The 19,355-nt window shown below is 57.5% G+C and carries 22 protein-coding genes; all 22 read right to left on the reverse strand.

What is annotated here, in order from left to right:
* Positions 1-72: 72 nt before the first annotated feature.
* Complete coding sequence (locus FJU08_RS13920; protein WP_141149625.1) at positions 73-531, reverse strand: cytochrome c-type biogenesis protein; 459 nt, start codon at positions 529-531, stop codon at positions 73-75.
* Positions 531-2,564, reverse strand: coding sequence for a heme lyase CcmF/NrfE family subunit (locus FJU08_RS13925; protein ID WP_141149626.1), 2,034 nt, complete (start codon positions 2,562-2,564; stop codon positions 531-533). The genes FJU08_RS13920 and FJU08_RS13925 overlap by 1 nt, the downstream gene beginning before the upstream one ends.
* On the reverse strand, positions 2,561-3,013 hold the full coding sequence (ccmE, locus tag FJU08_RS13930) for a cytochrome c maturation protein CcmE (RefSeq protein WP_141149627.1): 453 nt from the start codon (positions 3,011-3,013) through the stop codon (positions 2,561-2,563). The genes FJU08_RS13925 and ccmE overlap by 4 nt, the downstream gene beginning before the upstream one ends.
* Complete coding sequence (gene ccmI, locus FJU08_RS13935) at positions 3,010-3,876, reverse strand: c-type cytochrome biogenesis protein CcmI (RefSeq protein WP_210245232.1); 867 nt, start codon at positions 3,874-3,876, stop codon at positions 3,010-3,012. The genes ccmE and ccmI overlap by 4 nt, the downstream gene beginning before the upstream one ends.
* Before the next feature lie 72 nt (positions 3,877-3,948).
* Positions 3,949-4,365, reverse strand: a complete 417-nt coding sequence (locus FJU08_RS13940; RefSeq protein WP_141149629.1) for a lipoprotein — start codon at positions 4,363-4,365, stop codon at positions 3,949-3,951.
* A 137-nt stretch (positions 4,366-4,502) separates the two neighbouring features.
* Entirely contained in the window at positions 4,503-5,879 is a 1,377-nt protein-coding gene (locus FJU08_RS13945) for an ATP-binding protein (RefSeq protein ID WP_141149721.1), read from the reverse strand.
* Positions 5,879-6,541, reverse strand: a complete 663-nt coding sequence (locus FJU08_RS13950) for a response regulator transcription factor (RefSeq protein WP_141149630.1) — start codon at positions 6,539-6,541, stop codon at positions 5,879-5,881. Before FJU08_RS13950 ends, FJU08_RS13945 begins: the two co-directional genes overlap by 1 nt.
* Before the next feature lie 511 nt (positions 6,542-7,052).
* Positions 7,053-7,262: a hypothetical protein gene (locus tag FJU08_RS13960; protein WP_141149632.1), complete on the reverse strand. Its 210-nt coding sequence runs from the start codon at positions 7,260-7,262 to the stop codon at positions 7,053-7,055.
* Between the two features lie 17 nt (positions 7,263-7,279).
* Positions 7,280-11,119 carry a baseplate multidomain protein megatron gene (locus FJU08_RS13965; RefSeq protein ID WP_141149633.1) on the reverse strand — a complete coding sequence of 1,280 codons (3,840 nt, stop codon included), beginning with the start codon at positions 11,117-11,119 and terminating at the stop codon, positions 7,280-7,282.
* 16 nt (positions 11,120-11,135) lie between these two features.
* The gene (locus FJU08_RS13970) at positions 11,136-11,573 is read right to left on the reverse strand and encodes an NlpC/P60 family protein (RefSeq protein ID WP_141149634.1); all 438 of its coding nucleotides are present in this window, start codon (positions 11,571-11,573) and stop codon (positions 11,136-11,138) included.
* The gene (locus FJU08_RS13975; protein ID WP_141149635.1) at positions 11,570-12,460 is read right to left on the reverse strand and encodes a DUF2163 domain-containing protein; all 891 of its coding nucleotides are present in this window, start codon (positions 12,458-12,460) and stop codon (positions 11,570-11,572) included. Before FJU08_RS13975 ends, FJU08_RS13970 begins: the two co-directional genes overlap by 4 nt.
* Positions 12,457-13,092: a TIGR02217 family protein gene (locus FJU08_RS13980; RefSeq protein WP_141149636.1), complete on the reverse strand. Its 636-nt coding sequence runs from the start codon at positions 13,090-13,092 to the stop codon at positions 12,457-12,459. The genes FJU08_RS13975 and FJU08_RS13980 overlap by 4 nt, the downstream gene beginning before the upstream one ends.
* 15 nt (positions 13,093-13,107) lie before the next feature.
* The gene (locus FJU08_RS13985) at positions 13,108-13,686 is read right to left on the reverse strand and encodes a phage tail tape measure protein (RefSeq protein ID WP_141149637.1); all 579 of its coding nucleotides are present in this window, start codon (positions 13,684-13,686) and stop codon (positions 13,108-13,110) included.
* An 11-nt stretch (positions 13,687-13,697) separates the two neighbouring features.
* A complete protein-coding gene (locus tag FJU08_RS13990) occupies positions 13,698-13,916 on the reverse strand; it encodes a rcc01693 family protein (protein ID WP_268932140.1) in 219 nt (72 codons plus the stop codon).
* Complete coding sequence (locus FJU08_RS13995) at positions 13,913-14,284, reverse strand: gene transfer agent family protein (protein WP_141149638.1); 372 nt, start codon at positions 14,282-14,284, stop codon at positions 13,913-13,915. Before FJU08_RS13995 ends, FJU08_RS13990 begins: the two co-directional genes overlap by 4 nt.
* Complete coding sequence (locus tag FJU08_RS14000; protein WP_141149639.1) at positions 14,284-14,691, reverse strand: phage major tail protein, TP901-1 family; 408 nt, start codon at positions 14,689-14,691, stop codon at positions 14,284-14,286. Before FJU08_RS14000 ends, FJU08_RS13995 begins: the two co-directional genes overlap by 1 nt.
* A gap of 68 nt (positions 14,692-14,759) precedes the next feature.
* Positions 14,760-15,164, reverse strand: coding sequence for a DUF3168 domain-containing protein (locus FJU08_RS14005; protein ID WP_141149640.1), 405 nt, complete (start codon positions 15,162-15,164; stop codon positions 14,760-14,762).
* The gene (locus FJU08_RS14010; RefSeq protein ID WP_235890708.1) at positions 15,161-15,493 is read right to left on the reverse strand and encodes a phage head closure protein; all 333 of its coding nucleotides are present in this window, start codon (positions 15,491-15,493) and stop codon (positions 15,161-15,163) included. Before FJU08_RS14010 ends, FJU08_RS14005 begins: the two co-directional genes overlap by 4 nt.
* A 2-nt stretch (positions 15,494-15,495) precedes the next feature.
* Positions 15,496-16,062, reverse strand: coding sequence for a head-tail connector protein (locus tag FJU08_RS14015; RefSeq protein ID WP_141149641.1), 567 nt, complete (start codon positions 16,060-16,062; stop codon positions 15,496-15,498).
* 68 nt (positions 16,063-16,130) lie between these two features.
* Positions 16,131-17,375, reverse strand: a complete 1,245-nt coding sequence (locus FJU08_RS14020) for a phage major capsid protein (protein WP_141149642.1) — start codon at positions 17,373-17,375, stop codon at positions 16,131-16,133.
* A gap of 27 nt (positions 17,376-17,402) precedes the next feature.
* Positions 17,403-18,101, reverse strand: coding sequence for an HK97 family phage prohead protease (locus FJU08_RS14025; RefSeq protein WP_141149643.1), 699 nt, complete (start codon positions 18,099-18,101; stop codon positions 17,403-17,405).
* Between the two features lie 59 nt (positions 18,102-18,160).
* Positions 18,161-19,318, reverse strand: coding sequence for a phage portal protein (locus FJU08_RS14030; RefSeq protein ID WP_141149644.1), 1,158 nt, complete (start codon positions 19,316-19,318; stop codon positions 18,161-18,163).
* Positions 19,319-19,355: the final 37 nt, after the last annotated feature.

A 19,355-nucleotide genomic window follows, 5' to 3' on the forward strand; every position in this document is an offset into this window, starting at 1 on the left:
AAAAAACGAGATTACAAAAGACTGTCCACTGAATGACGGTTTGGTAATGAAACGTATTTTTATATTTTACCATCAATTTTGTTCAAGAATACGTGATAACTCCGCCTCTTCAGCAACACTAAGAGGGTTCATTTCATCGACTAGTCTGCGACGTCTGAAAACGATGAAGCCGATACCAGCGACCAGCAACAAAAGGGGGGCGCCCCAAAGGAGTACCGTCTCGCTCGTCAGACGCGGCTTCAGCAAGACGAAATCACCGTAGCGCGACACGATATAGTCCACCACCTGCTTGTCAGAATCACCGTCGACAAGCCGCTGACGCACCAACACCCGCAAATCACGGGCAAGATCAGCATTGGAATCGTCAATGGTCTGATTCTGACAGACCATACAGCGCAGCCCTTCGGATATCGCACGAGCACGACGTTCGAGTGCGGGATCACTCAGCATCTCGTCTGGATTGACCGCGACTGCAGCAAGCGGCCAGCCTATGCCGAGCACCAGAAACAGCAGGACAAGAACAAAACGCATTACGCGACATCTCCCTTACTGTTCGGCTGCGCCTCCATACCGTCACCACGACCAAGTATCTTTGGCGAACACCCAGCCTTGGACCGTTGCGGTACGCCGAGCCGAAGGCGCCGGTCAGCAAGCGAAAGCCCCCCACCAACCGTCATAATGATGGCTCCCAGCCAGATCAGCAGGATACCCGGCTTCCACCAGATGCGGACAACAGTCTTTCCATCTTTGCTCTGATCTCCGAGCGAGATATAGATCTGGCTAACCCCACGGGTCAGCATGCCAGCCTCTGTCGTCGGCATATTGCCCGCAAGATAAACACGCTTTGCCGCATAAATCTGACCTAGAGCGGCACCAGCACGCTTGCTGATATCGAAATAGCTGCGCGTTTCGACAAAATTTGGACCCCGTGCAGGCTCCTTGCGTAGATAGGTGATTTGATAGCTGCCAATATCAACTTTATCGCCGGGCTGCATCTCCAGCACATTCTCCGAGGCGAACAGACTGACAATAACGATGCCGAGAACACTTACGCCGAGCCCCATATGTGCAAATGCGGCACCAAAAGCCGACCGCGGCAAACCGGCGAGGCGGGATAAAGAAACAGCAGGGGAAAATCGACCGAAACCAGCGCGATACCAAAGATCGCTGACAGCACCCAGAATGAGAAAAGCAGCCAACGCCACGGCCGGCACCGCCAGAAGCGGCCCTCCAGAATTGAGATAAACGACAACAGCGCCACCAATAAGCGCCAGAACCGCCGCAGCAAAAAGCCTCTGGCCAGCAGCAGCAAGATCTCCGCGCTTCCAGGCCAGCATCGGCCCGAAAGGCACTGCAAGCAGAAGCGGGATCATCAACGTACCAAAAGTCAGGTTGAAAAAAGGGGCTCCGACGGAGATCTTGTTGTCCGTCAGACTCTCCAAAACCAACGGATACAGGGTTCCGGTCAACACCGTGCCGGCGCCAACCGTCAGCACCAGATTGTTGAAGACCAGAGCCCCTTCACGCGAGATCGGTACAAACAGGCCACCCTGCTTGAGCCCAGGCGCCCGCCATGCATAGAGCGCCAGGGATCCGCCGATGAACACTGTCAGAATGGCTAGAATGAAAACGCCACGGGACGGATCGGTAGCAAAAGCATGGACAGATGTTAGTACGCCCGAACGCACAAGAAACGTCCCAAGCAGTGACAACGAAAATGTCAGGATAGCCAGAAGCACTGTCCAGACCTTCAGCGCCTCACGCTTTTCCATGACAATGGCAGAATGCAGCAGCGCCGTACCGACAAGCCAGGGCATGAAAGAGGCGTTCTCAACCGGATCCCAAAACCACCATCCGCCCCAGCCCAGTTCATAATAGGCCCAAAGCGACCCCATTGCGATGCCGAGCGTCAAGAACATCCAGGCCAGAAGCGCCCACGGCCTAACCCAACGCGCCCATGCCGAATCAAGTCGACCGCCGATAAGCGCGGCTACAGCAAATGAAAAGCAAACAGAAAACCCGACATAGCCCAGATAAAGAAGTGGTGGATGGATCGCCAGCCCGGGATCTTGCAGCACAGGATTGAGGTCTCGACCTTCTGCCGGGGCAGGAAACTGTCGGATGAAAGGATTGGATGTGAAGACGATGAAGAGAAGGAAGGCCAAGGCAATAGCTGATTGCACAGAGAGGACGCGTGCCTTCAGATCAGGAGCAAGCCCATGACCAAAAGCGGCAACCAGGGCGCTGAAGAAGCACAGGATGAGCAGCCATAGCATCATCGACCCCTCATGATTGCCCCAAACACCTGTAAATTTGTAAATCAGAGGCATCAGCGAATGTGAGTTTTCCCAGACATTCCTGACAGAAAAATCGGACGTAACATATGCGTGGAGAAGGGAGCAGAACGAAGTTGCAACCAGCGCAAACATAACAAGCGAGCCACTGCTGCCAATAGCCATCCAATTGCGATTGCCGAAAGCAGCGCCGACCATCGGCATCACCATAGTGATAACCGCCACGGCCAGCGCGAGGAACAATGACAAATGTCCCAGCTCGGTGATCACAACCCCTCCTTTTTGTCGCCTTCCCACACACCGTCGCGCTTCAGGCGATCGGCCACGTCCTTCGGCATGTAGTTCTCATCATGTTTGGCCAGAACAGTGTCGGCAATGAAGATATCGTCGTTGCTATCGAAATACCCTTCCGTCACCACCCCCTGCCCTTCGCGAAACAGATCCGGCAGAATACCGGTATAGCGCACCTCGATCGTATCGCTTCCATCAGTAATTTCGAAGTGCACTACCCGCCCTTCGTCGCGGATAACCGAGCCTGCCCCGACCAGTCCGCCAAGCCGTATCCTCGTGTCAGAAGAAACCGGATTTGAGCGCAGATCGGCTGGCATATAAAAATACGAAATCGAACGGCTGAGCGCGAAAAGAACAAGCAGGATCGCAACCGCGATAAAAGAGAGGCCGGCACCGATGACCATCAGGCGCTTCTGCTTTCGCTTCATGGCGCATTCCCCAGCATATCCTGCGTTCCGGGGGAAACAACCGCCGCCTCATTCAATGCAATATGCTGATCAACCAGCGCGCTCCAGCGCTCAGACGGCTGTGGAAGCGACCTCATGGCCATAAACAGAGAAAGCGCCTTCTCATGCGCACCACTTTGTTCAACCGCCAGAGCCTGATAGAAAGACGCCCGGAAGTGATCGCCGGGAAATGCCAATGCCTGATTGAAAAATTCAAGCGCCCGATCCGTAACGACACCCGATGCCGCGGCAACAAGTGCCTCGCCAGCGCCGGTCAACCTATCTGCATCCGGCCCCAGAATAGCGATCGCCCTAGAATAGGCTATTTCGGCCTTGTCGAAATCGCCTTCTCGAAAATAAATTGGTGCGATGAGTTCCCACCCGCGCCCGTCCTGCGGCATGTCGGCCAGATGACGTTCGACCTTCGCGATCAGAATGGGCAGATCGGGATTCTCGGCGGCAAGTCGCGCATTGAGCGGCATGTCCCGCATCTGCGGTGCTCCAAAGAGCAGATAGCCAAAACCGGCCAGCAAGATCACAGGCACGACAATCGAAAGTGCAGCAGCAAAATGGCTTTTGCCTTCAGCGGGCGCTACCTTGGAGCCGTCCTCGCGTGAGATAGCGATCAATCGCCGACCGACCTCAGCCCGCGTCGTTGCATATTCGGCCACATCAATGGCACCACGTGCCAGATCGTCCTCAAGCTGCTGAAGTTGATCGGCAAACAATCGCTGACGATGATGGACGGGCATCACCCCAAGGTGCCCTGTTGAACGAAAAAACGGCAGCATGACCGCCGAAGCGGTGAAACAAACCAACAGTAGAGCCGCGATGAAAAACAACATGCCCTTTGCTACGTCAGGAAACGTTTTTTTCCAACACACGAAAAAGTCACTGCAGCCACTAAATCACAGTCTTTAGTCCAGCGCGACCCACGAACCAGCGTCACTACGACATGCCGCTCCACGCGCGACAAATTGCGTACCATTGGCGTTGATCTTATGGGTGTATTGGCGGCACTCCTCATCCCCGACACGGTAAGGCGAGGCGGCGGACACACTCCCCGATGCCTGGTTGCCCTGCCAGGGCACATCCTCTCCGGCTGGCGCAGAATCCAATGCGTAATACTCCGCTTCAATTGCCTTCTTTGAATCAGCACCGCTTAAAGAAACGCCTGACCGACGCAGCAAGGCATCATCAAGCGTAACGGATCCTGAACCCGCTTTCTGTGAAGAACCTACCGTAATGTGTGGGATCGAAACATTGGGAGCCGGCACCGTTGAACAGCCGGCAAGTCCAAGCAAAAGGAAGAAAGCACAGATGGATTGCTTCACGTCATGATCGCTTCAGCCGGCGCAACCAATGATCTGGAGCACAAACGCACGCCGATTGCGTTTGCTCATATCGGGTCGTGAAAAGCGAAGCCCTTCAACAATGGTGGTAGATATCCGATATGGCGCCAATAAGGCTATCAGATGCGCTTGCCCGGCAGAACCACACGAGCCCTAAGCCCGCTTCCGGCCAAACCTGAAAGTTCAAACGAACCACCATAAGCATTCACAATGTCATCAACGATCGACAAACCAAGTCCCGCACCGGGACCATTTTCATCAAGGCGCTGACCACGCTTCATAGCACGTTTGATCTGGTCCGGCGTCAAGCCGGGCCCGTCATCTTCCACGCGAATCTCTATCCAACTTTTGTCGTGCCCACCCTGCCGTTCTTCGAGGTAGCCTGCCACAATCGAAACCTTCTCTGTAGCGAAACGGCCCGCATTTTCGAGAAGATTGCCAATGACTTCCTCCAGATCCTGCTGTTCCGTCATCGCAACAAGCTTTTCATCGCAGGAAAGCTCGAATTCCAGATCGGGATTGAGGCGACGCATCACACGCCTGAGACGTTCAAGCGTTGGCAAGACATCGCAACGTGTCAGCACCGATTCTGACTGAGCAGCAATCCTGGCGCGATTGAGATAGGCCGTCACCTGTGCCTGCATCACTCCAACCTGAGACGTAATCAACTTACCCTGCTTTTCATCCATTTCCTGCGCTTCATTGACAAGCACAGCAATGGGCGTCTTCAGCGAATGGGCAAGATTGCCGACTTGCATCCGCGCCCGCTCGACGATTGCACGATTGTTGGCAAGGAGCGCATTGATCTCATCGACAAGCGGCTGGATCTCCGCTGGAAACGCTCCGGCCAGATTTCCTTCGCCGGTTTCCGAAATCTCGCTCAAGGCGCGCTGGGTTTCATCAAGCGGTTTCAACGCCCACAAAATAGCCAGAGCATTCACAAGAATGCTCGCAACACCGAAAAGAGCAAGCGCAAGATAGAGCCTTCTTGAAAACCAGCGAACATCCTCTTCGACTGCCTTGCGGTTTCCGGTAACCCGAAACCGAGCTGTTCGCCCATCATCATCAAGGACGACGGTTGTCTCAAGAACCGTGAGGTTATTCCCCTTGCCGTCGTGAACGACATAGCTGCGTCGAAAGTTACCATCATAGGGGACTGCGTCAGCAGCCGTCGGTAGGCTTCCACTGCCCAGAGATGGGGATGTCAGCGAGCGAGCGCCTTCAGCATAAAGCGGATCCACGACCCAGTACCATCCCGTCGACGGCTGCTGATAGCGCAAATCACCCAGTTGAGGTGAACCCGCAAGCTCCCCTTTATGATTGATCGAGACCGAATTGATAACATTATACATTTCCGCCTGGAGCAATTGGCGAAAGCCCCGCTCCGCAGCCTGCTTGTACAATGCTGAGATCACAAATGCGATCACGACGAGGGCCACGACGCACCAGAAAGTGGTCAAAGCCAGAGATCGTGATGTGAGTGATCTGATACGCATCATTGTGGCGGCTGCATCCTGTAGCCCAGCCCGCGAACCGTCTCGATCCACTCCGCTCCGACCTTCTTTCGCAACCGGCCAACAAAAACTTCTATCGTATTGGAATCACGATCAAAGTCCTGATCATACATATGCTCGGTGAGTTCGGTGCGCGAAACCACCTCTCCTTGATGATGCATCAAATAGGAGAGCAGGCGATATTCGTGAGAGGTCAGGCGCAGAAGATTGCCATTCATCGTCGCCTTGGACGCCTTGACGTCAATCTCGATCGGTCCGCAGGTGAGCCGGGTTGAAGCGTGACCGGCAGCACGCCGGATAAGCGCCCTGATCCGCGCCATCACTTCTTCGGTGTAAAATGGCTTGGTAACATAGTCATCCGCACCGGCATCAATGCCAGCAACTTTATCGCTCCATCGATCCCGTGCTGTCAGGATCAGCACAGGCATGTTCCGTCCGGCGGATCGCCATCTTTCCAAAACGGTCACGCCATCCATGTTGGGAAGACCAATATCCAGAATGACCGCATCATATGGCTCTGTCTCGCCCAGAAAATGCCCTTCCTCTCCATCAAACGCAGCATCAACGACATAACCGGCTTCCTTCAGGACGCTGGCCAGTTGACGATTGAGATTCGTATCATCTTCTACAACGAGAATTCGCATGTAACGACCGCTTCCTCCTCCAGCAAATAATGTGGGCCGTCAGATCAACCCGCCCCATTCGCCGGAACTGTTCGTGAAATCTTGCGCGGCGGACTGCCATCATTCGAATTGACGATCACCGTAACCACGCATTTGGTACCATCCCCCGTCGGTACAGCCGACAGAAGCTGTCCGCCAGTGCTCGACACCACCGCCGATGCCGCCTTGCCGCAATCAGCAGCCAGGCATGCTTGCCCCGGGACAAGGGCACCCACCAAGATAACGGGCAGGATCAACTTTTTCATCGCACGGCTGTCTCTAAGCAAAAAATCTAAACCCGGCACAGGAACGTCTCTATTCATCATCTGGTCTATCAAAAACAGGCTGAATGGTGAATGAATAGCTTACATTGCAACTGGTATCTACAACGGGCTGGTTGTTATGGGTTGGGGCGGCGCATTTGAGACCGGTCTGATCCTCAAGGTCACTTGCCAAGAATGACGGTTCCTTTGTCTTACGCCACCCCCGGAAACTAGGCCTTGAGAGACTTGGTCGCGGAAATCCGCCCGAACAGCGCCAGAAGACCGCCTCCTGCAGTGACAAGAGCCATGACCGAGTTCAAGATTTCAGTCTGTATACCCGCATCGACGTCAACACCGCCAATCTTCGCCAGTGACGCTAAAATTGTAATCATGGCGCCCCACACAGTCTTTGAGAGATACCACTTCTTCACATCTTCCATCATTTTCTCCTTCGCTTTTAGAACTGAATGCTTTGTTCCAGCGCCACACCAAGCGGCACCTTTCTCCCGATCTGGCGCAGTCTGACCGAAATGGATTCCGGCACGGATCCGAAATCAGCGATTTGCATCTCTTCAGTGTAGAGGAACGCCGTCGTATCAATCTCGACCAGCCTGACAGCCGCGCCGGAATCGAGAACCTCCAACCTGTAAGCTTCGCTGTCTTCGTCGAGGGGCACGTCAACAGCAGCCCAGTCATCCGCATCTATTCGCGATCTGCGGATCCAGCTGAATGCAACATCATTATTGCCCTTACGCTGTCCCCGAAGATGAACAGGCGACAGAGGCGTTTCGGCCCGATTGCCACCGATGAAGGCATATGGCCCCGATGGATCGATCTGCCCCAGTGACGTTTCGACAAGATAGTTTCGCGCAAGGCCGCGCTCTTCTGCAGTCAAGCCAATCGGCACCACCGCCTGATCAAGAAGAACTGCATCCGCACCGATGGTGCTGCCGGCGGCCATGGCATCTTCGGTCCCGGCAAGCCCACGCAACAGCCCAGAAAGGGTCCAGACTCCCGGTTCTGTTTCCACCGCATTCAGATAGCCGATTATCTCGAATTCACCATTGGCAGCCCGAACAGCCAGCCTGTTCGCGCCGTTCAGAACAGCCAGTCGTGTCCCGGAGGCAAAGGCACCGAAATCCAGAGCGATGACAAGCGACTGCGAATAGTCGAAACGGCCGGAAACGCCTGTGCCGAGTGCTGCGGCAACCGTTCCCGTTGAGGCAGGTCGGTCAACCGTCATACGCATCGAATAGCCTTCGCTCTGCGATGATGAAGACAGGATCAACCGCTGCCAGGGCTTGGAAAAGGCTGCGATCATGGCAAAACTCTCTGCGTTATCACCGCTATACCGGGCCAGGTCCATCAGAATGATCCGTGGTGCAAAACCCGATGGCGATAGCCTTGGCTGTCGCGGCAATGATGGCTCATCAAAAGATGCGGCAGAGACTGCTGGAGAAAATGCCCGTGCGGTTACCTCTATTGCCTCATGTTGCTCAAGCCCGGTCACCATGAAGCGGCCTGCCGGTCCACTTTCCAGCGCGATCACATCGCCCAGCTCAATGTCTAGACATTGAGGAGACAGGGAGAAAGTGAGTTCGCGCTTGGCGATGCGTCCGTCGCGGAGCAGATTATCTGCCATAAGCCGTGCGCCACTTTCGCTAAACACGGCTGGCAGGCTGTGCATGGCAACCCGATCATTATTGACCAGCATGCGACTGGAGCGAACCGTTGCCTGCTCATAATCACTGGAAGCATCGCTGAAGACAGCAGCAACCTCACCCGCGATATCAGCTTCGTGCAGCAGTTTTTCGCTCCACTGCGGCTCGCCAGGTTGATCAACCAATATCGGCAGCTCCACCGGCGCAAGGCTTGCTCGTAGTCGAGAGCGAAATGTCAGGACCCCGCAGTCCTCGCGGACATCGACAAGTCCGAAATCCAGAAGCGGCTCCAGCAGGTCCCTGGCCGATGCCAGTTCAGCCTGTTGATAGCCGATAAGATCATCACTGACCTGCCCTGCATCGAAATCGCCAAAGCCGTGATCCTGCAGGATAGCCTCAATCGTATCGCCCAGCGTTGAAGCACCCAGTCGCCCGTTGAGCCAGTGGCCCCGCGACCAATTGCCCCCGTCACTCCAGACCGCAATATCGCTCGGGAATGTTGGAAAGGGCCGCGCGTCCCAGCACCACAGAAAGATCTTGTCTGGATCAACCATGCCTGCCGGCGCGGCTGCGCTGCTCCAATAGCTGAGATGAGCTTCAGCGAAACGGCGTTGCGTCACATCCGAGCGTATTCCGGCAGAGAAATAGGGGAAGGCGCTTTCAGTGGATTTCGGATCGAAAAACACGTTCGGCTGGTTCGCGCCTGCATCGATTGCCGGACATCCCAGTTCGGTAAACCAAACCGGCTTCATTCCCGGTTGCCAGGCAGTTGGCGAGGTATGTTCTGCGCCCCCACTGCGCTCATAATGATAGTTGGACCACCAGCCTTCAATATCCTTGTAGCGAAAGACCCAGGGCTTGCCCGCAAGGCCGTCGGTGATTGCAGTGCGCAGCCGTGCATCCCGATCGTCCCCGCTGGCATAGTACCAGTCAAATCCCTCGCCGGACGTTATGTTCGACTTCAACGCCGAAACATCATTGGCCAGTCTGAAACCATCGGGGCTGGCGGAAGCCAGATCCTCATCGCGCCAGTCGGAAAGAGGCATATAATTATCGATGCCGACAGCATCGATTGCATCGCATGCCCAGAGCGTATCCAGATTGAAGAACACATCGCCATCAGCAGAGTGATAGCCGAAATACTCGCTCCAGTCGGCCGCATAGGTCAGCGCTGTTGTGTCGCCAACGATTGAGCGAACCGCCCCGGCAAGTGACACGAGCCCGTCAACGAAGGGAAAATTGCCGTTCTCATCCCTGATCGCGGTGAGAGCCCGCATTTCAGAACCGATGATAAATCCGTCAATGCCGCCTGCTGTTTCGGCCAGATGGGCGTAATGCAGGATAAAACGGCGATAGCCCCAACCGGTGCCGGAATAGGTAATGCTCCCCTGCTCGGCTGTAAATTGTTCAGCAACAGCGCTTCCCATGAATGTCGTGATCTGGCTCGCCGCTATTGCCGTCTGGTCGGCTGTGCCAGCCATGCCGATGGCTGGATCACAGGTGATGCGGCCGCGCCAGGGATAGGCGGGCTGCGCCGAACCGCCATAAGGATCCGGCAAAGCATTGTCGCCCGGAATGTCCATCATCACAAAGGGATAGAGAAAAACCTTCAGACCACGTGCTTTCAGGTCGGCAATCGCCGCGACGAGCCCGGCATCATTGGGAGTTCCGCCATAGGCAGCCCCGCCAGCATTGCTGGAAATCACCCTTGCCGCGGCCCGCGTGATACCACTGACGCGCCACGGGGTGCTCTCGCCGTTGCGTTGTGCGGTTTCCACGCCCGGCATCAGCACGCAGTCCCCGGCTCTCAGATCATCGCCGAACCAGGCGACAACCAGAGCAACGCTTTCAAGATTGGGGCACAGCGCCATGAGTTCATCGATGGAAGCATCCCAATCGGTGGCGCGCATCAGATTGTTGCGGTTCAGTATGTTCTGGCGGCCGGGACCACCGTTTTCCGTGACGGGAAATGGGCAAAGCCCGTGCTCCGTCGCACCTGGAATAATGGTAATGGCCCGAATATCGCTTTCAAGCGTACCGGTGGGGCGCAGCACCTCGAATTGGACGACAGGAATGCGGTTGCCGTAGTCATCAAGAGGCAGACGTTCGAAAACAACATAGGCAAGTCCACGATAGGCCGGTGCATTTCCGGCCCCCTGCTTCGCTTCGATCAGAGGGTCAGGCATCTGATCGTTGCCTCCGGTATAAACACGCATTTCCACAGTGGTAAGATCGAGCTCGCCTCCATCCACCCAGACACGACGGATGGCCGCGATAGGCCCCTCGCAGATACCAAAGGCGAAATTGCCGAGGTAGGAGAACGTTTCGGTCTTCGCTCCCGAGGCTTTGCCGCCACTTCGTTCGATGGTGGAGACCTCTTCAAACCGCGTTGCCCATATCAGGGTTCCGCCGAGACGCACCGAACCATAAGCTCGTGGCAGCGGCGATCCCTCATCCACGCCCCCCAGGCGCGCAGTTCCCAGATGCTGCCCGGAAGAGGTCTTGCCTCCGCCGAAAAGCCGAGAATCGATTGCGCTGCCGGCCAGGGCGCCAAGGGCACGTCCGGCCAGAGCACCAAAAGGGCCGAAAGCACTGCCTGCGACAGTGCCTGCGACCTGGAGCAAAATCGTCGCCATGAAAGGTCTCTCCGGTTTATGTAATTTCGGGAAGGCGGAACACAGCGGCGATCCGGCGACGCCAGGAGGGTACCAGCGCCGAACGGATCACGCCGGCTTGTTCATAGGCATGAATGAAGCTTTGATGATCGGACAGAATGCCCAGATGCTTGGCAGAAAAACGCGCCTGCCAGCGGAATACCAGAAGGTCGCCGGCTTCCATTGCCTGCGGCGAGACAGGAGCACCGCAATATTTTCTTGCGGCCGTGAGGATGCGTTCCTCACCGCCATGTTCAGCCCAGTCGACGGAATAGGGCTCTCCGTCCCAGGGATCGAAACCGTAAAGTGAGCACCAAACCCCGCGGACAAGCCCGAGGCAGTCACAGCCAACACCTTTCGTCCCGGCCTGATGGCGATAGGGTGTCCCGATCCACGCTTCAGCCAGCGTAACAGCGCATTGCCCGGCAGGTTTCATGAGTAAAGCGGGCTTCCGTCATGCAGGCTTTCGCCATCGACGTAGGAATAGGCAAAATCCGCCCCCGGGACATGCGGAAAGCCTCTGAAGTTAATCTGGTTGGCGAATTTTGCCTTGCAGGTCGAAAAGGCCTTGTTGCACCCTGCCGTCACTGTCACGCCGGTGCCGATATCAGGCAAGACCGAAAGCGGCAGCCAGAGATCAAATTTCACGCCACTGCCAAACACCCGGTTGGCCTCAACATCGACACTCAGGCCTGAAAGGGCGCCCGAGGTGAACATCATGGTGCCAAAGGCGAAAAAGCCGTCCTCAAAACTCTGTTCCAATGTCAGCAACAACCGGTTGTCGGCCAGAACCTGTGTGATCGTTCCGCTCGCAGAATAGTCCGTGCTGCTTGCATCGACACCGCATCGCTGATCGCCCAGCTTGGCATCGCAGCGCCTTGCGAAACTTCGGCCTTTTGGCTGTGATAGCTTGTGTGTAAGCGAGCGCAGCTCGGCACGAAAGGCACCCGCCTCGCGGCGGACATCGCCGATCTCCTGGACGGAGAGCAGCTGGAAAGCCGACGGGGCCTGCCAGTTGACAACAAAATACTCTACCCTCGCGCCTTCGTAACGACCGGCGGCCAGATCCTCTTCCGAGATGGCCTCACTGGAAAATCCGCCGGCCACTTCGCTCGTATCAGCCCCCAGTCCGCCTTCGCTCTGCATCGCAGATGCGGAAAAACCGCTCGCCGCCAGAAATGTCGTCCCGTCAAAGGTCAGATCGCGATCATGCTCTGTGAAACCCAGAACACTGCCATCGCCGAGCTTCAGCCGCCAGCAGAAACAGATTGTCGTGGAAGCATTGACCAGATGATTTGCAAGATCCGCGTTGATTGTCTTCATGGTTTGATCTCCGCAAGTGGAACGCTGGGAACCATGCCGGCACTGAATGTCTTGAGGTTCACTTCGATGCGGTCAATGTCGAAACGCACCGGTACATCAAACTCGAAACCGGCGAAGATCGCCGCACCGGCAGCCGGTATCGCTTCGGCCGAAAAGGTCATCACCCCGGTCGCTGCATCAAGGGCCACGCCGGAAACAACCGCACCGTCGACAGAGACCTTGAGCGTTCCGGCCACAGGCTTCTCGATCGATCGGACAAAACTGGATTCGACGTCACCATAGGTCTTGATCAATTGAAAACTGGCCGTCGTTCCGTCTCCGGTCGCAATAAACTGATCCGTGGCCGAGATCGTCTGCAGCGGACTGCAGGATTTGAAATCAACAGGATCGCGAAACCGGAAGCCAAAAAGCTGACCCCGTCTGGCTTCAAAAAACGCCATCAGTTCGTAAAGGTCTTCCAGTGATTTCAGCCCCGACCCTGCATCATAGCTGCGTCTGGAATCAAACCACCTCTGGTTCCGGTTTTCCCGCCCATTGGACAGGTTGACGATATCGGTTCGCCGCACCGGCCCCCCGCTCGTGGCAAGGGAAAGGCGCAGCGGAAACCGCACGTCGTGAAAGCCGCTCGACATGAGTCACTCCATTGGTCAGATATTGCGTTGACCGGCCCGCACAGCGCGCGCCAGCATGGAAGAGATCTGTGCCTCGCTGCGCCGGAAACTGTCGGCATCATTGGCTGAAACATTGAAGACAATCGAAGTGCCGCCGCCATTGCCAGCAGCAACACCAAGTGAACCATCAGGCCCACGTTTAAGCGGCAGGATGGCTTCCGTACCGGCTTCCCCCATCAGGCCGAGGCCACCACTCATGGGGAAATAGGTCGGACTGGAAACCACACCGCCCTTGGCAAAGGGCATTGCGCGCCCCGGCACGCCCCCCTTGGCATGTTGAACCGCATTTGCCAGATCGCCTGCGAGCCCGGAAATCCCGTTCGAAAGCGCCGTTTCCAAGGGCTTCAGCGCGGATTTGAGAGCAACATCGCTCAAACGACGCGACAGGCCGGACAGAACCGTATCCAGGCTCTTCCCGCCGGTAACGGCGTCTCGCATCGCCTGCGTTATCGAGCCAGCGAATGCGTCAGACTGGTTCTGCAGCTCGGTGAAAGCGTCGCTCAGTGCCGAAACACTGTCACGCGCCTGGTCGATGCTTTGACTGTCAGTTTCCATGAGCCTCTCTTTCAATCGGGGTAAAGCGCCATCAGCGCAGCGAGCTCACTGCGCTTCAGAACATCTTGACTGTGTCCAAACTGGCCGGTCATGGCGGCAAATTCCGCCGGTGTCAGCGACCAGAACGCTGCCGGTTCAAGCCGCAGCAGACAGAGCCCGGCATGCATCGCCTCCCGCCAGGGAAACGGGGCGACGCCGGGAGGTTCGGGCTCTGCTGCTGCGGCTTTCAAGGGTCCGCGCCGGTCTCCGGCTGTTCGGTGGCTGCGGACCCGGAAAAGGTAAGGCTCAGCAATTCACTGACCAGACGGGCGGATCCGGCAATGCCGCCCTCAATGCTCATCCCGGCGACATCCTCATCGGCAAAGGCATTACCTCCCCCCCTGAGCCCGGCGCCGATAATCCGAACGAGATCAATCGTCTTGAGCTTGCCGGAGGCAAAACGCTGGCCGAGATCGGCAAGATTGTCGGCGGCAAAAGCCGTCTCAAGCTCACACAGTGCCCCCAGCGTCAGGCAGAGAATGCGCCGCTCGCCATCAATAACCGCCTCCACTTCACCGCGGTGCCGGTTGGCCCGCCGCATGGTGACAGGGGCCGTCATCAAAGTGCCCCGAAGCTGATGGCGCCAGCAGATTCCAGCGCAATTTCGAACTTCATCTCACCATCATAGGCCCCGGAATAGTCGAGAGAGGTGATCTGGAACGGCCCTGAAATCGTCCCGAACCCGGGGATAACAATCTGGCTCTCGATCAGACTTGCGGCAAAGAATGCCGCCCGTACCGTCTCGTCGGAAACCTGATCCTTGAACAGGCCGCTCGCCGTCATGGATGCGCGCTGCACCCCGGCACCGCCCAGAAGCTCGCGCCAGCGGCCCGAACTTTCAGAATCGGTGATATCGACGGTCTCGGCGTTGAATGTCAGGGTCTTCGACCGCAATCCGGCGACGGTCTCATAGCTGCTGCCATTATAGACCTTCAGCAGCATGTCCTTGCCTTTCTGGGCAACCATGCGTCATCTCCCTTGCAAAAATAAAAAGGGCGCCGCAGCACCCGGGTAACAATGATGAAATGTCGGCCTCACGCCGTTTCGGTCACCGCGCGAAAGCGCACTTCCGCATAAAAATAGCCACTGCGCGCCTGTCTGCGCACGGTGACACCACTGCGCTGCAGGTTGATCAGCACATAGCCATCAAGGCTAAGAGACACGTCACCAAGCAGCAGCGACAGCCTGTCGACGATCTGCTCGATCTCGCGACGCCCCGGCGCATCCGACCAGATCTCGAAGGTCAGCTTGTGCTCCTCGGTCCGCTCGATATCTGCGGTCAGGTTCCGCGCATCCACCGCACCATAGACAATGACCGGCAGACGCTGCGTGGGGAGCCTGCGATCAACAATCCCGTCTTCCGCAATCAGCGCCGTCAGAGTTGCATCGGCGCTCAATACCGCATGAATGGCGGTCTGAAGGACATTGCGCGCACTCATGAGCTGATCTCCTCACAACGACAGACGAGATAACGGCCTGTCTCGTCCGGATCATAAGATGTCACCAGGCGAAACTGCCGGCCGCCCTTGGCAAACCGCATCTCCGCGACCAGATCGTCGCGATGGCGCAGCCAAATCCTGTGCGTGATCCGCCTCACCCCGCCATTGGCTTCCTCATCATAGGCAACGGATTGCGGCTCAACCCTCGCCCAGGCTTTTCCGAAACTCTCGAAATCACGTGTCACTCCCCCCTGCCCGTCGGCGGTATCGACCGGGCGCAGAAGATTGAGACGCTCCGAGAAGGCCCCTGAATCCATCGGCAGGATCATCGTCACAGCCTCCAGCTTTTCAGCGGTGCGATAAGGGCTTCATAGCCCTGCGGTTCGGCCGCAGGCTGATCGCTGGCCGCGACGACACCCCGCAGCGCATACATGTGAGCGACATGGCGGGTAATTGCATCCCTGGCGGGTTCGGGCACATCGGCCGCGTCGCCGTAACCGGCGGTGAATTCCACCTCAATGCCATTCATCGGGGCGCAGGTCGCGGCGATATCCGGCAGGTAAAAACGGGCCGGCCGGCCGGCGCCATCCAGCCGCGCCCGGTCAAGCGTGATCGTATTTGCATTACCATCGGCGTCGTAGACCGTCACGACAGACACGCTCGTCACCGGCCCATGCGCAAGCGAAATCATCCCGCTTCTCGGCCAGCTGTCACGGTAAAGCCGCCAGCCCTGTGTGATCAGCGACAGCCCCGTCAGCGCCTCCAGATGCTTGCGCGCCGTCACGATAAGCCCGGCGATCAGATCGTCGTCGTCCTCGTGATCGACACGGAGGAAAACCTTGGCCTCGGCCAGGCTCACCGGCTCGCTTGCAGGCGGCGTTGTCAGTGCATAGGTCATTGAAACTTTCCCCTGAAAAACAAAACCCCCGGCCAGGCCGGGGGCGATGATCTGATTGGCCGTACCGATCAGGCGGCAGAAAACTTGATCAGCTTGATCGCGTCGAAATTCTGCACCCCGCCGCCGACACGCTTGGTGGTGTAGAACAGCACATAGGGCTTGGCCGAATAGGGATCACGCAGAACCCGCACACCCGTGCGGTCGACAACCAGATAGCCGGCAGCGAAATCACCAAAGGCGATCGAGAGGGCATCGGTGGCAATATCAGGCATATCCTCGGCTTCCGTCACCGGAAAACCGAGCAACGAGGCAGCGCCGCCCGCAGTGGCTGGCGGTTGCCACAGATAATTGCCGTCGGCATCCTTGAGCTTGCGAACCGCGCCTTGCGTTTTGCGGTTCATGACGAAATTTGCATTCTGGCGATGGCCCGCCTTCAGCGAATAGATCGCCTCGATCAGCACATCGGAAGCCCCCGAAGCGGCGAAATCACCGTCAACACCGGTTGCATGATAGCCGAGAGAGCCCCAGGCATAGGCGCTGTCCGCCACGGTCGTGTAACTCAAGAACCCCTTCGGCTTGTCGGTGCCATTGCCGGAGACGAAGGCCGCGCCTTCCTGCTCGGCAAAAGCCATATCCACCTCACCGGCAATCCAGCTTTCAATATCAAAGGCGGCATCATCCAGCAGCGATGCACTGGCGGCCGGCATTGCATAGAGCTCCATCGTCGGGAAGGAGAGTTCGGAAATCTCCGGCGTTGCCGTCTGCGGACGTGCCGCCGTCTCCGACACCCAGCCGGCGGTGAAGCCGCTGGCGACAAAGGGGCGTTTCAGAACAGCGCCGGAAACCTGACGCACCGTCGCCAACGATCGGATCGGCGAAACGGTCGTCAGGCGACGGCCGATCTCGCTGTCGGTCTCTTCCGGCACCAGATAGCCGCCGTCACCATCCGTGGTGGACGAAAGCGCCTTGGCTTCCAGCCCACGCAGGCCGGCATCATCGCCACGGCGGATATATTTCTCAAAGGCTGCCTTGTGCTCGCCGGTAAAGGCTCCGGCCCGGCCCAGTGAAGGCCGCGCCTTCTTCAGCGCCATTTCGTCGATCATCTTGCTCTGGCGATCCATGGCGCTGTTGATACGATCCAGCTTTTCGCGGGTAATCACATCTTCGGAATGCTTGCTTTCCAGTTCGCCAAGACGACGGTCATTGGTTTCGCGGAAAGCCTCGAAGCTGGTCATGAAGTCTTCGAAAGCCCGTTCGATGGTCTCCGGCACACCCTTGATTTCAGGGGCCGAGGTCAGATCATGTTTTGTCATGAAATTCATCCTTGATTGGTGTGAAGGTCAGGGCTTGGGGTGCATCATCCGCCGTGCTTCATGGAGAAGCGCGACAAGATCACGCTCACCCGCCCCGGTTTCGCCGTCGGCAGCATCCCGCCTGCCAATCAGCGCGTCATAGCCACCGGCCAGAAACCGGCGGGCGGCTTTACGGCTCAGGCCGGCATCCCGCGTCAGCCATCGCTCGAAATTCCTGATTGTCGGAAACACCTCTTCTGCGTGTTTCACACTGTCCACCCGCGCAGAGGGCAGCATGGGAAAGGTCACGATCGAGATTTCCCAGAGATCCGCCTCCAGAATGCGGCGGATACCCGATTTTGCATCGGTCTTTGCGCGCACGGTCTGAAACCCGATCGAAAGCCCATCGAGCCCACCCGACTTCATCAGTGCATGGATTTCCCTGGCACGCGCCACATCCGATGAGAGCTGCCCTTCGACATAGAGGCCGCGACCATCCTCGCGCAGCTTGGTCCAGCTGCCGACCGGCTCTGATGGATCATGCTGGAACAGCATGCGCACACCTTCGGCACCGCGCTTTTCGAGAGATCTGCGAAAGGCACCGCGTTCAATGGCGTCCTTGCCGAGGTCGACCTCCCCGAAAATGCTGGCATATCCGGAAAACCGGCCGTCACCGGCAAGATCAGTCAGCGACAGATCGGCATATTTCAATGTTGCGGCGGAAAGCACCGCGTCACCACTTTTCATGATCTCTCCTGTCAATGAAATCGGACTTTAGGGAAATCCGGCTTTGGGTAAAAGCCGGTTCAGTATCCAACAGCGGCGCGCTTTTCTTCCTCGCTCAGGAAGTCGGCGGCACCGATACGGGCCCACAGCGCATCACGTTCGCCGGAAAGGCCGCTGACCTGATCGAGATCGGCCTCCAGCCTGAGATCCGAACCATAAAGCGGGCCCAGCCATGACATCAGATGCGCAACGGTTCTGGCGATCAGCGGAATGACCGTCAGCCGGTAAAAGGCGCGGTTCGCCTCCTGATAATTCGAATAGGTATTGTCACCGGGAATGCCGAGCATCATCGGCGGAACGCCGACGGCCAGTGCGATATCGCGGGCTGCGCCGTTTCTGGCGCCGGTGAAATCCATGTCTCGCGGGCTCAATCCCATCGCCTTCCAGTCAAGTCCGCCTTCAAGCAACAGCGGCCGCCCTGCCCGCGCCGGGCCGGAATAGCCCTCTTCCAGCTCCTGCTTCAGCCGCTCATATTGCTCTTCAGTCAGATTGCCGCCCTCCTTCGGCTGATAGAGAAGCGCACCGGAGGGGCGTGCCGAATTGTCGAGCAGCGCCTTGTTCCACACCGCCGAGGCATTGTGCAGATCAAGCGCCATCTGCGCGGCGGCAAGCGGCGAGAAACCGAGATGATCGTCAAGCGGATGGAAAAGCCGCATATGCAGAAGTGTCACTCCATCGCTTTCGGCCGGATAGCGTGACATGCGCCCTCCGACCCGGTATTCATAGGCCTCCGGCCATCCATCGGCGCCCTCAATCACCCGCATCCGGTCGGGCCGCAACAGATGCAGTTCCCGCACCTCGTCCCCCAGAACCACCGGTTCAATGAACGCATTACCGGACAGCAGAAGATGGCCATAAAGCGCCTCGAAGAAATCAGTGCCGGCAGCACGCCCGTTGGGCCTGTGCAACAGCGCCAGCAAAGGGTGTTCGCTCAGTTCGTCCCCGCCCTGATAGAGCAGCAGCGGAACGCTTGCCGCCGTCTCCGAGATCAACCGGATCGCGCGGTGGGCAACCGGGTTTTTCATGAACCCCTCCCGTGCGAGAGCCCCGTAAGAGCGCCCGGACCAGCGCGCCTCCCCCTGGATCGTCAGCGCGGAAAAGGCCGTCGCCGCCTTCTTTTCGGCAGCACCAAGTGCGGCCGCCGGGCGACGCCACGGCAGCTGGAAGGACATTTTCATGCCTCACCTCGTCTTATGTGTTGTGAGAATCAAAAAA

It is taken from the genome of Martelella alba (genome assembly GCF_006516955.1).
Classification (GTDB): Bacteria; Pseudomonadota; Alphaproteobacteria; order Rhizobiales; family Rhizobiaceae; genus Martelella; species Martelella alba.

Bases quoted from the DNA above. Each gene is read 5' to 3' on its own strand.
- FJU08_RS14030 (WP_141149644.1), bottom strand. From the start codon at position 19,318: ATGAAAATGTCCTTCCAGCTGCCGTGGCGTCGCCCGGCGGCCGCACTT.
- FJU08_RS13970 (WP_141149634.1), bottom strand. From the start codon at position 11,573: ATGAAACCTGCCGGGCAATGCGCTGTTACGCTGGCTGAAGCGTGGATC.
- FJU08_RS14000 (WP_141149639.1), bottom strand. From the start codon at position 14,691: ATGGTTGCCCAGAAAGGCAAGGACATGCTGCTGAAGGTCTATAATGGC.
- FJU08_RS13965 (WP_141149633.1), bottom strand. From the start codon at position 11,119: ATGGCGACGATTTTGCTCCAGGTCGCAGGCACTGTCGCAGGCAGTGCT.
- FJU08_RS13980 (WP_141149636.1), bottom strand. From the start codon at position 13,092: ATGTCGAGCGGCTTTCACGACGTGCGGTTTCCGCTGCGCCTTTCCCTT.
- FJU08_RS14005 (WP_141149640.1), bottom strand. From the start codon at position 15,164: ATGAGTGCGCGCAATGTCCTTCAGACCGCCATTCATGCGGTATTGAGC.
- FJU08_RS13985 (WP_141149637.1), bottom strand. From the start codon at position 13,686: ATGGAAACTGACAGTCAAAGCATCGACCAGGCGCGTGACAGTGTTTCG.
- FJU08_RS14020 (WP_141149642.1), bottom strand. From the start codon at position 17,375: ATGACAAAACATGATCTGACCTCGGCCCCTGAAATCAAGGGTGTGCCG.
- FJU08_RS13950 (WP_141149630.1), bottom strand. From the start codon at position 6,541: ATGCGAATTCTCGTTGTAGAAGATGATACGAATCTCAATCGTCAACTG.
- FJU08_RS13960 (WP_141149632.1), bottom strand. From the start codon at position 7,262: ATGGAAGATGTGAAGAAGTGGTATCTCTCAAAGACTGTGTGGGGCGCC.
- FJU08_RS13975 (WP_141149635.1), bottom strand. From the start codon at position 12,460: ATGAAGACAATCAACGCGGATCTTGCAAATCATCTGGTCAATGCTTCC.
- FJU08_RS14010 (WP_235890708.1), bottom strand. From the start codon at position 15,493: ATGATCCTGCCGATGGATTCAGGGGCCTTCTCGGAGCGTCTCAATCTT.
- FJU08_RS13920 (WP_141149625.1), bottom strand. From the start codon at position 531: ATGCGTTTTGTTCTTGTCCTGCTGTTTCTGGTGCTCGGCATAGGCTGG.
- FJU08_RS13995 (WP_141149638.1), bottom strand. From the start codon at position 14,284: ATGACGGCCCCTGTCACCATGCGGCGGGCCAACCGGCACCGCGGTGAA.
- FJU08_RS13945 (WP_141149721.1), bottom strand. From the start codon at position 5,879: ATGCGTATCAGATCACTCACATCACGATCTCTGGCTTTGACCACTTTC.
- ccmE (WP_141149627.1), bottom strand. From the start codon at position 3,013: ATGAAGCGAAAGCAGAAGCGCCTGATGGTCATCGGTGCCGGCCTCTCT.
- ccmI (WP_210245232.1), bottom strand. From the start codon at position 3,876: ATGTTGTTTTTCATCGCGGCTCTACTGTTGGTTTGTTTCACCGCTTCG.
- FJU08_RS14015 (WP_141149641.1), bottom strand. From the start codon at position 16,062: ATGACCTATGCACTGACAACGCCGCCTGCAAGCGAGCCGGTGAGCCTG.
- FJU08_RS14025 (WP_141149643.1), bottom strand. From the start codon at position 18,101: ATGAAAAGTGGTGACGCGGTGCTTTCCGCCGCAACATTGAAATATGCC.